Origin of the sequence: Sediminibacterium sp., assembly GCF_019264485.1 — a bacterium.
Taxonomy (GTDB): domain Bacteria; phylum Bacteroidota; class Bacteroidia; order Chitinophagales; family Chitinophagaceae; genus Sediminibacterium.
Map to the genome: position 1 here is coordinate 370,495 of NZ_JAHVAA010000011.1, position 13,875 is coordinate 384,369.

A 13,875-nucleotide genomic window follows, 5' to 3' on the forward strand; every position below is an offset into this window, starting at 1 on the left:
AGATGTTAAGCAAGAATGAACTCAAATATATCCAATCTTTGTGCCAGAAAAAACAAAGGACGGCTGAACGGTTGTTTCTGGCTGAAGGGGTGAAACTGGCAGCTGAGTTACTGGATGCAGGTTATCCGGTAAAAAAAATATATGCAGTGGAAGAGTGGGAGGCACCTGTTACCAGCGTTCCCGTCACCCGTATTCCCTTATTTGAACTGGAAAAAATCAGTTCATTGCAAACGCCGAACCAGGTACTGCTTATTGCGGAACAACAGGAGCCGGCAGGAGAACCTGTACTGAAAAACAACTTTACACTGGTACTCGATGGTATACAGGATCCAGGTAACCTGGGCACCATTATACGTATTGCAGACTGGTTTGGTATCAATCAGGTCATCGCCAGTAAGGATACTGCAGAGTTGTATAACCCCAAAGTCATTCAGGCAACTATGGGTAGTTTTTTACGGGTAAAAACATGGTATCGCGATCTTGAAACCATACTTGCACAAAAACAGGTACCTGTATATGGTGCATTGCTCAATGGTAAATCAATGTACTCCATAGAATCAGTGAAAGAAGGAATATTGGTAATAGGGAATGAATCAAAAGGTATTCGTGAAACAGTTTTACCGCTGATTAATCAGGCTATTACCATTCCGAGAATGGGTAAAGCAGAATCGCTGAATGCTGCCGTGGCCACTGGCATACTTTTGTCGCAATTGAAATCACCCCAACATAATCTTACCTGAACTGGATGGCTTTTACCGGACTTATTTTTCTGACCAGTATGGAAGGCAGTAATAATGCACCATAACAAACCAATGCAGTACCTGTAACAACTGCAATTACCTGCCACCAGATAATTTCCATAGGTGCCTGCGATACATAATAGGAAGCTTCATCTAAACTGATAAAACCTGTCATTTGCTGTAGCCAGCAAATGCCTATACCCAGAAATGCTCCCAAACCAATGCCTGTAAAAGTTATTACAGATGCGTGATAGAGGAATATTTTCTGTATGGTCCAGTTGCTTGCACCCAAAGCTTTCAATACACCAATCATTCTTGTTCTTTCAAGAATAAGAATGAGTAAACAGGTAATGAGATTGATGATGGCTACGGCCGACATAACAATAAAAATTACATCCCTGTTTACATCCTGAATATCGAGCCAGTCAAAAATATTCGGATATACTTCACGAATGGTTCTGCTCATCCATTCTGCAGGTAAAGCAGCAGACAAACTTTTGCTGATGCTGTCCATTTGCCTGTAATCGTTTACGAAAATTTCATAACCACCGCTCTGGTCATCTCTCCATTCATTGATTCTTCTGATAAGCCTCAGGTCGCCCATGATAAAAAGCTTATCGTATTCTTCAATACCTGTTTTGTAAATACCTTTTACTAATAGTTTGCGATAAGTACGACTGTCGTCAATGGAAGAAACAAAATGTACTTTTACCGTATCATTTACTGCAATATTCAACTGGTTGGCAAGCGCTTTAGAAATAATAATCTCTTTGCTGTAGGAACTGTCTGCAAAATTGATCCAGTAGCCACTTTGCATAAAAGGTTTTAGTGTAGTGCTGTCGTAGCCTGCATCGATGCCTTTTATTAGAACACCTTCAATCTCATTTTTATTTTCTATCACTGCCGATTTGGTAGCAAAATTCTGTACCCTTATCACGCCGGTTTGTAAACGAATGGTTTGTCGGATGCCACTGTCCATGGTTAATGGTGTTTCCTCAGCGATCAGCGATTTGCCTGCTTCATATTTCTGTACCCTCATATGCCCCCAGAAACTGAAAATTTTGCCTGCAACAGTATGTTGAAACCCATTTACAAAAGCCAGTGTAATGATCATGGCCATTACACTCAGTGTAGTGGCCGCAATCGACAAACGAATGATAAAGCGGGAAAAAGAATGTTGATGATTAAATGCAATTCTTTTAGCTATGTCGAATGAAAGTCCCAAATGGCATGATTTTGGTAAAAATACGAACTGCCGATGAATGATCGGAACTTATCGCTGTGGTGTTTCTGTATTGTATTATCTTGTATTGCTAAGCACCTTATTTAAGTACTATGAATGGTTGTTTAATTACCCTGGTTATTGTTTTATTGACGAATAGCGTGGTTGCGCAACGACAGCCCGATCGTGTATACATGGAAGGCATAAAAACGGTAAAACTGTTTCAGCAAAACGATCAGCAATCAATTCCACTGATAAAGCTCGGAAGCGCCGATCAGCTGGAGCTGCATTTTGATGATATGGCAGCTTATCCGCGCAATTTCTTTTATACGTATCAGTTATGTAATGCCGACTGGACTCCTGCATTGTTAAATCCTTTTGATTATATCCGTGGTTTTGTACAGAACCGTTTATCGCAATACCGGATGTCATCTATTGCACTTACACGTTACATACATTACCAGGCATTACTGCCCGACAGAAGTGCAGTTCCTACCAAGAGTGGTAACTATCTGTTAAAAGTATTTTTGGATGGAGATACTTCCAAGCTGGCTTTTACCAAACGGATCATGATAGTAGATGATAAGGTAAATATTGGAGCCAGAATAGCACAGCCTTTTAATAACAGTCTCATACGCACCCATCAGAAAATACAGGTAACAGTGGCTACCAAAGACCTGAATATCATGAGTCCGCAGCAGCAAACCAAACTTGTAATTATTCAGAATAACCGCTGGAACGATGCTGCCACAGGGCTGCAACCTGCTTTTATACGTAACAATGTACTGGAGTACAATGGAGAGCAGGATGCTTTATTTCCTGCAGGCAAAGAATACAGATGGGCTGACCTGCGTAGTTTTCGTTTTTCGAGCGACCGTATTGATAGAATAGATAAAACGGCCCAACCCAATCTTATCTATATAAAACCCGATCTTGTAAGAAACGATCTGCGTTATGCATTTTTTAATGACAGAAATGGATGGAATGAAATTGGTACCACTGAATCAATTAATCCATGGTGGCAGGGTGATTATGCTTATGTAACATTTACTTTACTGCCACCCAATGCAAAACCATTTGCAGGGAAAGAGGTGTTTATAACGGGAGAATTTACCGGTAACCAGGCAGGCGACAGCTCATTGATGGAATTTGATACGGAGAAAGGCTTGTACAAAAAAACACTTTTCCTAAAACAGGGTTATTACAGTTATAATTACGTTACAAAAGATAAAAATGGGGTAACCGTAAGATCAGATCCGGCACTTACAGAAGGTAATTACTGGGAAACGGAAAATGAATACCTCATATTATTCTATTTCCGCCCACTTAGTGGCAGGCATGATGAGCTGGTGGGTATTACCCGACTGAATTCAAGAAACCTTGGCAGTGGATTTTAAAGTTCACATAAAATCAATAACTCAACGCTTAACTCCCCTCCTCCCTTTCTCTTTGCTAAATTCCTCTTGAATATTCGCTAGGTAACTCAATGCAAGAGTTTTAACAAAGAGAAAGGGAGCCGTTTGATATGGGTAAGATTAAAATCTGCGAATCTGCGGCTAATATATTTACACTCATAGGGTTAAATCTAAAATTACCGGGTAACTAACTCAAAAAATTAGGGAAAATAGGAGCCAACCCTTACTTTTGCACCGGCAGGTCTTACACGACCAGCTCCTGCCGAACCTCCCCAGGGCAGGAATGCAGCAAGGATAGGCGGTTGAGCGGTGCGATGTGAGTAGCCTGCCATTTTTTTCCCCCTTTCGCCCCTGAAGGGATCACGAAAGGGATTTTAATGTATACACTATGAAATTTTTTATTGACACCGGTAATCTCGCACAAATTAAAGAAGCAAATGACTTAGGTATCCTGGATGGTGTAACCACCAATCCTTCACTGATGGCCAAAGAAGGCATAAAAGGGGAAGAAGCCATTGCTAATCACTACAAAACCATTTGCGAACTGGTAGATGGAGATGTAAGTGCTGAAGTATTGTCTACCGATTTTGCCACCATGGTAGAAGAGGGAAAAAAACTCGCCGTTATTCATCCGAATATCGTTGTAAAAGTTCCGATGATTAAAGATGGTATCAAAGCCATTAAATGGTTTACAGATAATGGTATCCGTACCAACTGTACACTGGTATTTTCTGCCGGACAGGCCATTCTGGCTGCAAAAGCAGGTGCTACTTATGTATCTCCCTTCATTGGTCGTATCGACGACAGTGGTTGGGACGGCATGGAACTGATTGGTCAGATCCGTCATATTTATGATATACAGGGATTCAAAACAGAAATCCTCGCTGCATCTATCCGCAGTGCATTACACATTACCAAAGCAGCTGAACTGGGTGCCGATGTATGTACCTGTCCACTTGATTCTATTCTGGGATTGTTAAAACATCCCTTGACTGATATTGGACTGGCGAAGTTTCTGGAAGACGCTAAAAAAATGTAATTTTCTTTTGAGTGAAATAGAAGCCGGATCTGTATGATCCGGCTTTTTGTTTTATATCCTTTATAGTTTGTCTTTAACTGTAATTGCTTTTCTTTCTCTGCTGCTTGTTCTGGCTGCTTCCAGTATCTGCATAACACGTATACCATCTTTTGCCGAAACAGGGTTTTCTCCTTTTCCTGTCAGTGCATCGTATAAGCGCGCATAATAGTGACTATAGTTGCCTGCAATCGTTGGAATCGTTCTACGCTCCTCCATACCATGGATTTTCGTGTTCAATAAACCCATTTCAGATTCAGGCTCTACACCCCAGTTTGGCTGATCGGGTTTTCCACCTGCCAGCAATGCGCCTTCCTGTATATCGGCTCTTGATTTGATGAATGATCCATATAATCCGTGAACAGTAAAAGAAGGTAAGGGCTCTTTCACCAACAGGCTCGACTTTAAACGCACTCTTATAGATGGGTAATACAAAAGCAGGTCGATATAATCGTCAACCTGTGAGTTGCGTCGCAAGGTTCGTATATCGGCAAACACAGCATCCGGCATACCAAACAGGCATACAGCCTGATCAATTAAATGTGGCCCGAGATCGTATAACAAACCTGCTCCCGGAGCGGCTGTTTCTTTATGCAGTTTCGGACTCAGTTCTTCTTTATACCGGTCGAAATGAAATTCAGCTTCATGCACGGGCCCCAGTAGTCCGTCGCTGATTACTTTTTGTACAGTCTGAAAATCACTATCCCACCTGCGATTCTGAAATACCGATAAGAGCCTGTTTTTTTCTGTTGCCAGACGATCGAGTTCAACGGCTTCATCAACAGTGGTGGTAAACGCTTTTTCTACCACTACATGTTTATTTGCTTCCAGTGCTTTTTTGGCATAGTCGAAATGTGTTCCGGTAGGGGTGTTAACAACAATCAGTTCAATACTCTTATCATCGAGCAGTTCCTCCATTGATCTGGCAATATGTACATAGGGATAAACTTCTGTTGATTCAGACTTTGTTCTTTCCCAGATGGCTTTGAGTTCAAAGCCAGGGTGCAGGTGAATAAAAGGCGCATGGAATACTTTGCCGGATAAGCCAAAAGATAGAATGGCAGTTTTAATAATTTGCATATGAATGATTGAAAGGAGAACTAAAATAAACCATTCTCACGACTTTCTTAACCCGTACTTATTTAACGAAACAGTGTTTCGCAGAGTTGGTTTGTTATTTGTGAGAGGATGTGATGGTAAGTGTAAGAATAAAAAAACCTGCTGTTGATGAGCAGGTTTTTCTTTTTAATGAATCTTATTGGCCAGCGGGTTTTTCTCTCGCTTTCATTTTGTCCATATAACTGATACCGTCAATGATCCATTTCTCTGCAGGCTTACCGAGGAGATAATGTTCAAACCATTCACGCTGACGTTTCTGGTAATCAACCTGGTTTTCTTTTTTGGCCAGGCCATGATTCTCATCTGCATATACCAGCATAACATGTGGTTTCTCCATCCTGCGCATGGTACCATACATTTCAATGCCCTGATGCCAGTCAACAGCACCATCTTTATCGCCAAAAGCCACTAATAAAGGTGCTTTTATTTTTGCAGCATTGAACATGGGTGAGTTACGAATATGCTCCTGTGTACGCTCATACCATGGACCATCAAAACGACCCTGACTGGTTTCGAAAATTTTCTGATCGGGGGTACCGGTATTCCAGTAAATAGACAATGACATACTGATCAGATCGGTTAGAGGAGCACCTGCGCAAGCTGCTTTGAAAATATCTGTTTGTGTGATGATAAAAGATGTCTGATAAGCACCCCAGCTATGTCCCATTAAACCTACTTTGGTTTTATCGATCATGCCTGTTTTTAATACTTCTTCTACAGCAGGCACTACACAGTTTACGGCACTCATACCAGGTTCATTCGTATCATATACTATATCGGGTCTGAAAACGAAATAACCATTGCTGGTATAGTTGGTGGTATTATAAGCACTGCGTTCAGAAGGTGTAACATAACCATGAACTGTGTTCGACAAGAGTTCATAGATGTAAACAATCATCGGATATTGTTTGCCGGGCTCATAATTGGCAGGATAGAATAAGGCGCCCTGTAATTTTTTGCCCTTTTTACTGGTGAAATTCACCAGCTCGCTCTTACCCCAGAAATAATCGGTTTGCTGCGGGTTGGTGCCGGTAATTTTTTTCTGGTTGCTGAAATCATCGGTTACATATAGTTCTGGTGACAGGTTGTAATCCTGTTTTACATAGCTGAAGCTATTGGCTTCTGTTGCTTTTGTAATACGGCCTACAGAAAGGTTTTCATAGATCAGTGACTGAACAGTATTGTTCTCGAGTTTGGCATAACCAAATTTCTTTGTTTTATCTCCATACAAAGAAATATAAATGGGTTTGCTGTCGTCGATATAAGGGTATTCAAAATCGGTTCTTGTTACCCGGTGTGTAATTTCATCTTTCTCACCATTAGTAATCTTTCTGGCAGCACTGCCATCAGGTTTTACTGCCCAGATATTGTACTCGTCATACAACAAAACTTCCTTATCGTCTTTTATCCAGCCACCCAAACCAAATGGAGGTTTGCTGGCAGTATGGTCATCTCTTGTATTCCAGAAAGCGGTTTTGATATTTTGTGTGATGTTAACTGTTTGCTGTGTTGCAACGGAATAAGTCCACCAGTTTTTATCACGGAAAAAATAAAAATATTTGCCATCGGGAGAAGACTGTGGCCCGGTAAAAAATCCCGCAAGCATTTTTTCATAGAGCAATTTCTCTTCACCGGTTTTGGTATTTACCAGGAAGAAATCGGCATAATCTTCTTTGAATGCAGGTTTGTATTTTTTGCTGGTAGAAGTAACGGCATATGCCTGGTTGCCACTTAATAAAGCCACAGGTGTGTTTTCTTTAGCAAGTTGGTAAAACTGGCTGTTGCCCATATTCCATACCGACAAATAACTGGCTTCTTTGTCCTGCCCGAAAGTAATTTTCTGTCTTGGCTGAATTTCAGGATCCTTCCAATGCCAGATATCTACGGCAGCTAATTTATCATCGGGTTTGGCAGCGGGCTTGGGGGCCTGTTTTGCAGTGTCGCCAGGTTTCTTTTCCTCTTTCTTAGGTTTGGCGGTCCAGGTTTTTATGCCAAAAAACAGGGCATTCATATCATCACTTAACCTCGCTACACTTCCATTGTGAACACGCATATCTTTTGGAAAACCGCTTGCCTGTTGCGGGTCGAATGTTTTGAGCGATGCATTGGTGTAGAGGTTGGTATAACCATGAACGGTGGCATTTTCTTCTTCGTAGTCTTTGTGTTTAAAAGTTTTAAAAAATGTAAAACCTTCACCTTCACGCTGCCAGTTAAGCCTTGAAAAACGAAGGGTATCGCTCGCAATAATTTTAAGACTGTAATTTTTGAGGTTCAGTAATTCTACTGCATTGCCTGCTGTATTGGCCGATTCTACTATGTATGAGAGGTAATCGCTTTTCTTGTTGAATGCATATTCTGTTACATTACCAATGGTATGTGTGGTGCCATCGGTCAGGTTTTTTACCAGTAACACACTGCCTTTGTCTTTATGCTCTTTGGGTGGGGCAAGGTATACTGCAAGAAATTTCCCATTTTTTGAAAAACCAAAACGGCTGATATTCTGCACTACTTCTTTTTTGCCGGTAGCAAGATTGAGCAATCCCATTTTGTATTCTATAGGCCGGCTCTGTTCACGTAATTTTTCCGCTTCTTTGAAAGGTATGCCGATACGATAAGCTACCCACTGGTTATCGCCGGAAAACTCAAAGCTGGTAGCAAACTCCAGTTTATATACTTTATCTGTTTTCCGATTAACAATATAGACGGTGTCATTGTCTTCCTGTATGGCAATATGATAACCTACCCAGTTGCCATCGGGTGATAAATCGGTGATGCCCATTTGTTGCCATTTACCATAATCGGCGGAGGTAAGTTGTTTTTTTTGCTGTGCATATACCGTGGAAGTGATCAAAGAAAAAATGACCAGAAGCAATAGTAATGAATATCTCATGTTGGTTGTTTTATCCAGACAAGATAATAAAAAATGAAGCAGTTTCCGGAAGCACCTGCAATTTGCAAAAAAGGGGAAGAAAACTTTGCGGTAAATTTTTTGTTAAAATAGCCGCCTGTGGCAACTCTTTCAGGCATCTTTTGTTATTGTCGCAATATTTAACCCTTATTACTGGCCTGAATAACAGTTAAACATGAAGATTTTACTGATTGAGGATGAAGCCGCTGTGGTATCCCTTATTGAGCGGGGATTAAAAGAAAAGGGACTGGAAGTAAGTGTGGCCATGGATGGCAATACCGGTCTGCAAATGATTCGCGATCACCATTTTAACCTGGTGATTTTAGATATCATGCTGCCAGGTATGAATGGGGTGCAGATTTGTAAAGAAATCAGAGCGATTGGTCTGGAGTTGCCCGTTTTAATGCTCACCGCCCTGGGTAGTACAGAAAATATTGTAACCGGTTTAGACAGCGGTGCAGATGACTATATGGTAAAACCTTTTAAAATAAATGAACTCATTGCCAGGGTAAATGCACTTGGCAGAAGAACGTTCAGAAAAGTACAGGTTACAGACTCGCATATTTTACAGATAGCCAACCTGCAACTCGATACCGATGCCAAGATTGCTCAGCGCGATGATGAAATTATTTCACTTACTTCCACCGAATATAAATTACTGGAGTTCTTTATGAAGAACCAGGCACGTGTACTTTCCCGTATGGAAATACTGGAAAATGTATGGGATATAGATTTTAACCTTGGTACCAATGTGGTAGATGTGTATGTAAACTACCTGCGGAAAAAAATAGACAAGAACCGCGATGCCAAGCTCATTCATACCATGATTGGTATGGGATATATGATGAAGGAGAATGCCTGATGAATATCCGCAATAAAATTACCACACTGTTTACCATACTCACAGGAGCCATTATCCTGATGCTGAGTATTTTCATTTATCATTTCAGTAAACGATCTGTAGACAAAGAATTTTTTCACCGCTTGTCTGTTCGCGGAGGTATTGCCGCACAGGCACATTATGAGGAAGAAACACTGAGTGCTGCAGTGTACAATGAAATCAGGGAAAAACACCTGCAACGTTTACCCGAAGAAAGGGAATATTTTTTTGATACCCTGCCCGATGCTGATTCACTGAAACAAAGCGGAATTTTATTACCTGTAGGTTTTGAAGACCAGATGGCAAAAAATACACGTGTAGAGTTCATCATCGGTAAAATGTATTATGTAGCGATCCCTTACGAGCACGAAGGAAAAAAGTATACCGTACTTATGTCGGCCAGAAACGAATCTGGTGAACTGGCCATGAAAGATATGCGGCAGAATCTTTTTCTGGGGATAGTATTGTCTGTGATCATTGTATTTGTAGTAGGGCTGCTTTTTTCAGCAGAAATCGTAAATCCTATCTCTACGATTATCAGCAGAGTGAAAAAAATAAGTGCTTCCAACCTCGACATGCGTTTGCCTGAACGGGAAGGCAAAGGGGAGATAGCCGATTTGACACAGACTTTTAATGACATGCTCGACAGGTTAGAGACTTCATTTGAAACGCAGAGAAATTTTGTGAATAAGCTGTCGCACGAGCTGCGCACACCCCTTACAGCTATTATTGGCGAAGCCGAACTGGCACTTGATAAAGAAAGAAATTCAACAGAATACCAGGAAGCTCTGTCTGTTATTGCAAGAGAAGCCGATCAGTTACATCATTTAACAACCAGCTTATTGGAACTGGCACAGGCAGGTAACAGTGTTAATGAAGAATTTATGGGCGAAATTCGACTGGATGAACTGGTCTTGTCGGTAAAAAAGCTGGTTGATTTTACCGATCCGCAAAATCATATTCATCTCAACTTTGAAGAACTGCCTGATGATGAAACAAGGATCACCATTTTTGGTAACCAGAATCTCTTAAAGCTGGCCATTACCAATGTGGTACAAAATGCCTGTAAGTATTCTAATAATGGAAAAGTAACCATTTCACTAAGGGCTACTGAAAAACAATCTATCCTGATAGTGGAAGACCAGGGTATTGGTATACCCCAGAAAGAACTCCGTTATATTTTCGACCCTTTCTTCCGGGCCTCCAATACTACCGCCTATAAAGGCTATGGTGTGGGGTTGCCACTGGCCCAGAAAATAATCCGTATACACCGTGGTGAAATTAAATTCACCTCCATGGAAGGAGCCGGTACCAGGGCCGAAATGCGCTTCCCTATTCAGTCATAAGCTGCCTGATTTTCAGGGGTTTAAAAATGTTGTAAGAGCCGCATTAGAATTTAGAGCCCATTCTAATGCCATTCTTAAAAACTTCTAACCATCTCTTAATTGAATCCTTAGACGGTACCAATACCTGCAAAATAGTTTTGCTTTTTATAACGAATCATCGTTTAATCATCAAAATCAAACAGGTATGAAAAAGATTATTATTCCAACCAGGTGTACTGAACATGCGGTACATCTTTTTCGTCTGGCTACAAAATTGTATAGCAATGAAGGATTCCACTGTACATTTCTCCAGGTTGTACCCATACCTGAGAATGAAAGTGATCTGCTGACCCTGGGAAGACAGCCGGCAGGATATATTTTCTCTGATGAATCACTCAGCGAAATCAGGAAAATGGAAAACGAATTTGCACACGTGATAAAAGGGTATAGTATCGACAGGATATATGGCGATTCTCCGGCCGTATTTAAACAATACATACAGGAATTTGGTGCCGATATGGTATTTTATTCGAGAGAAGAATGGCAGGAGGCCCGCAAATCATTAAACCTCGATGTATTCAGGATGTTATGCCGTTCACGGTGTCCGATCATGTATATCGCAAAATCTGATCTGGCGAATATTTCAGAAGAATTACTGCAGCCACAAACAAGGGCCTACCATACAGCAAGAGAAATGTCGGATGCAGTTTCACTGATTGATGCAGCTAAAGCAAAAGATATTCCTGAAGCATTGGTGTACCAGTTTAATGCAGTAGAGAAAAAATTATCCGGTTTCTCTGAAATGATGCAGAATAAAGATATTCCTACTGTTAAAATGGGAAAACTGTCGAGCTATTTTATGCGTGAACAAAGACTGGAAAGAATATTGATGCAATCAAATGTTTCATTGCTCTTACTCACTATCTGATTAAATTTTATTCAACTGAAAAACAGTCTTTATGTTATTGAAGGGTAAAATACCGGTGAAGTATATAGTGGGTAAAATAAAGTATGAAATAATACTCATTTTATTGTACACCTGTACCATCTGGTACCTGAGTAAGGAATACAATATTCATGAATTATCTATTCCACTGGGCGTACCTACTATTTTAGGAACAGTGCTTTCCCTCTTACTCGCTTTCAGATCGAATCAGGCATACGACCGGTGGTGGGAAGCCAGGATTATCTGGGGTTCAATCGTCAATGATTCAAGAACACTTACCAGGCAATTACTCTGTTTTGTACAAACAGGGTATAATGATCCGGAGAAAAAACATTTTATAGACCGTTTTGTCAACAGACAGATTTTCTGGTGTTACAGTTTAGGAAAAAGTTTGCGTGGATTAGATGCTCTGGAAGGTTCTGCAAGATTACTGACAAAAAAAGAAATTGCGTTTGTAAAGAATCACGACAGCGTACCCTACGCTTTGCTGAACCTGCATGCTAAAGACCTGAAACTGGCACTGGAAGAAGGTTGGATCAATGAATTTCAGCAGGTAGAACTGGATGATACACTCAGCAGGTTATGCGACGCCATGGGTAAATGTGAAAGAATCAAGAATACGGTTTTCCCAATGACATACAGTCTGTACATTCATTTCGCGCTTTATTTCTTTATTCTTTTACTGCCCTTTGGTGTCATTGAATATGTAGGTGCTATTGAAATTCCGCTGGTTACTATTTTGGCTTCTTTCTTTTTACTGATTGAAAGAATGGCGGTTCATTTGCAGGATCCTTTTGAAAACAGACCCACAGATACACCCATGCTGGCTATTTCAAGGGGGATAGAAAGAAACCTTCGACAGATGTTGAATGATGAACAAGTGCCGGAAAGAATGGAAGCGGAAAAATATTATTTGATGTAGGGGAGGGAGTCCGGAAGACAGAAAGTCCGGAAGACCGAAAGTTGGATGAAAATAGTAAGACCTCCGTGTAAACGCTGTGCCTCACTCAGTACGGCACAGCGTTTACACGGAGGTCTTCTATATAAAAAAGATCTTTCGGACTTTCGGTCTTCCGTCTTCCCGACTTCACTAAAACAATTTCAATCCATAATACCCTATTGCTGTAAATAGAGCGCAGCGGGTGAATACACCGAGACAGCACCAAACCAATAATTTTTGTAAGGGTACATTAAAACCAACTCCCACACCAATACTTACAGGAGCGCCAACTGTCATGGTACCGAAAAAGCCCAGACCAATAACACCATATTTTTCCCAGAGGGTATAGATAAGGCCGGTTTTTGGTTTTTCGGGTTTGGGTTTACGGTACCTGGCTAGAAAGGCTTTTATTTTATCGCCGAGGAAAGTGGCCACAAATACACCCACCAATCCACCAATCAGGCTGGCAAGGAAAATAACCCAGGCAGGAAGTCCGAATGCAAATCCGGCAGGGATGGCGGCATAAATTTCAAATGTGGCGAGACCGGCAACGGTTAAAATCTTTAGTATCATAAGGAGGAATAATCACTGTTTTCTTCAGGCCGTGAAAATAGGGACAGATGATGGTTAAACACGGGTTTGAAAGATAATTGTTTGTGAAGGTTAAAGACGGAGTTATCCCCGCCTTATGAACAATACTTCATTTTCGGGGCTGGAAACTTGCATTTACGCAAGCTGCTTTCTATTTTGTTCAGTCAAATCATTTTCCCCCTTAAAAAAACGATTGCTTATGAACACCACAAAAATGTTGATTTCCGGTATTGCCGGAGGTATTGCCGCCTTTTTTGCAGGATGGGTCATTTATGGAATGTTATTAATGGATTTCATGTCTCAAAACAGTGGTACCGCTACCGGCGTAATGCGGGCCGATGCAGACATGGTATGGTGGGCATTGATTGCCGGTAACCTGCTTACCGGTATTTTGTATTCTTATATTTTCAACCGCTGGGCCAATATCAATACATTGGCGGGTGGATTGTCGGCAGGTGCCACCATTGGTCTGATCATGGGAGCAGCTTTTGATCTTACCATGTTTGGAACGTCCAATATCCTGGCATTAAAAGCTGTTTGGGTCGATATTGCCGCTTCAGCTGTATTGGGTGCCATTACAGGTGCCGTGGTTGGTTGGGTAAATGGTATGGGTAAAAAAGCCTGATTAATAACAACAACTGATAACGTTAAAAGCGACCCCCGCCGGGTCGCTTTTTTGTTGACCGGTTTCGGAGATAAAGTATGAGTGTATAT

At 41.1% G+C, this 13,875-nt stretch carries 12 protein-coding genes and 1 other RNA gene; 9 read left to right on the forward strand and 4 right to left on the reverse strand.

From position 1 onward, the window contains the following. The first annotated feature begins 2 nt into the window (after nucleotides 1-2). Nucleotides 3-740, forward strand: a complete 738-nt coding sequence (locus KXJ59_RS07850; protein ID WP_295202882.1) for an RNA methyltransferase — start codon at nucleotides 3-5, stop codon at nucleotides 738-740. Here KXJ59_RS07850 and KXJ59_RS07855 read toward each other — a convergent pair. Continuing rightward, complete coding sequence (locus tag KXJ59_RS07855; RefSeq protein ID WP_295202884.1) at nucleotides 733-1,965, reverse strand: FtsX-like permease family protein; 1,233 nt, start codon at nucleotides 1,963-1,965, stop codon at nucleotides 733-735. The genes KXJ59_RS07850 and KXJ59_RS07855 overlap by 8 nt on opposite strands. A gap of 110 nt (nucleotides 1,966-2,075) precedes the next feature. On the opposite strand from KXJ59_RS07855, the gene KXJ59_RS07860 reads away from it, so the two are divergent. The 3 genes from KXJ59_RS07860 (at nucleotide 2,076) to fsa (ending at nucleotide 4,416) form a co-directional block, all read left to right on the forward strand. Next, a complete protein-coding gene (locus KXJ59_RS07860) occupies nucleotides 2,076-3,359 on the forward strand; it encodes a type IX secretion system plug protein domain-containing protein (RefSeq protein WP_295202887.1) in 1,284 nt (427 codons plus the stop codon). A gap of 253 nt (nucleotides 3,360-3,612) precedes the next feature. Beyond that, nucleotides 3,613-3,711, forward strand: an RNA gene (gene ffs, locus KXJ59_RS07865) — signal recognition particle sRNA small type. A gap of 54 nt (nucleotides 3,712-3,765) precedes the next feature. After that, on the forward strand, nucleotides 3,766-4,416 hold the full coding sequence (fsa, locus tag KXJ59_RS07870; RefSeq protein ID WP_295202890.1) for a fructose-6-phosphate aldolase: 651 nt from the start codon (nucleotides 3,766-3,768) through the stop codon (nucleotides 4,414-4,416). A gap of 60 nt (nucleotides 4,417-4,476) precedes the next feature. Here fsa and KXJ59_RS07875 read toward each other — a convergent pair whose 3' ends face one another. Together KXJ59_RS07875 and KXJ59_RS07880 are read right to left on the reverse strand one after the other, a co-directional pair. Beyond that, nucleotides 4,477-5,532, reverse strand: coding sequence for an oxidoreductase (locus tag KXJ59_RS07875; RefSeq protein ID WP_295202892.1), 1,056 nt, complete (start codon nucleotides 5,530-5,532; stop codon nucleotides 4,477-4,479). Between the two features lie 175 nt (nucleotides 5,533-5,707). Then, on the reverse strand, nucleotides 5,708-8,461 hold the full coding sequence (locus tag KXJ59_RS07880) for a prolyl oligopeptidase family serine peptidase (protein ID WP_295202895.1): 2,754 nt from the start codon (nucleotides 8,459-8,461) through the stop codon (nucleotides 5,708-5,710). A gap of 193 nt (nucleotides 8,462-8,654) precedes the next feature. Between KXJ59_RS07880 and KXJ59_RS07885 the strand changes: the two genes are divergently transcribed. The 4 genes from KXJ59_RS07885 (at nucleotide 8,655) to KXJ59_RS07900 (ending at nucleotide 12,552) form a co-directional block, all read left to right on the forward strand. After that, the gene (locus KXJ59_RS07885; RefSeq protein ID WP_295202898.1) at nucleotides 8,655-9,341 is read left to right on the forward strand and encodes a response regulator transcription factor; all 687 of its coding nucleotides are present in this window, start codon (nucleotides 8,655-8,657) and stop codon (nucleotides 9,339-9,341) included. Beyond that, the gene (locus tag KXJ59_RS07890; protein WP_295202900.1) at nucleotides 9,341-10,705 is read left to right on the forward strand and encodes a HAMP domain-containing sensor histidine kinase; all 1,365 of its coding nucleotides are present in this window, start codon (nucleotides 9,341-9,343) and stop codon (nucleotides 10,703-10,705) included. Before KXJ59_RS07885 ends, KXJ59_RS07890 begins: the two co-directional genes overlap by 1 nt. A gap of 184 nt (nucleotides 10,706-10,889) precedes the next feature. Beyond that, a complete protein-coding gene (locus tag KXJ59_RS07895) occupies nucleotides 10,890-11,612 on the forward strand; it encodes a hypothetical protein (RefSeq protein WP_295202902.1) in 723 nt (240 codons plus the stop codon). A gap of 31 nt (nucleotides 11,613-11,643) precedes the next feature. Next, nucleotides 11,644-12,552, forward strand: coding sequence for a bestrophin family ion channel (locus KXJ59_RS07900; RefSeq protein WP_295202904.1), 909 nt, complete (start codon nucleotides 11,644-11,646; stop codon nucleotides 12,550-12,552). A 168-nt stretch (nucleotides 12,553-12,720) separates the two neighbouring features. Here KXJ59_RS07900 and KXJ59_RS07905 read toward each other — a convergent pair whose 3' ends face one another. Next, entirely contained in the window at nucleotides 12,721-13,143 is a 423-nt protein-coding gene (locus KXJ59_RS07905) for a small multi-drug export protein (protein WP_295202905.1), read from the reverse strand. Between the two features lie 217 nt (nucleotides 13,144-13,360). Between KXJ59_RS07905 and KXJ59_RS07910 the strand changes: the two genes are divergently transcribed. Continuing rightward, nucleotides 13,361-13,786 carry a hypothetical protein gene (locus tag KXJ59_RS07910; protein ID WP_295202907.1) on the forward strand — a complete coding sequence of 142 codons (426 nt, stop codon included), beginning with the start codon at nucleotides 13,361-13,363 and terminating at the stop codon, nucleotides 13,784-13,786. Nucleotides 13,787-13,875 lie beyond the last annotated feature (89 nt).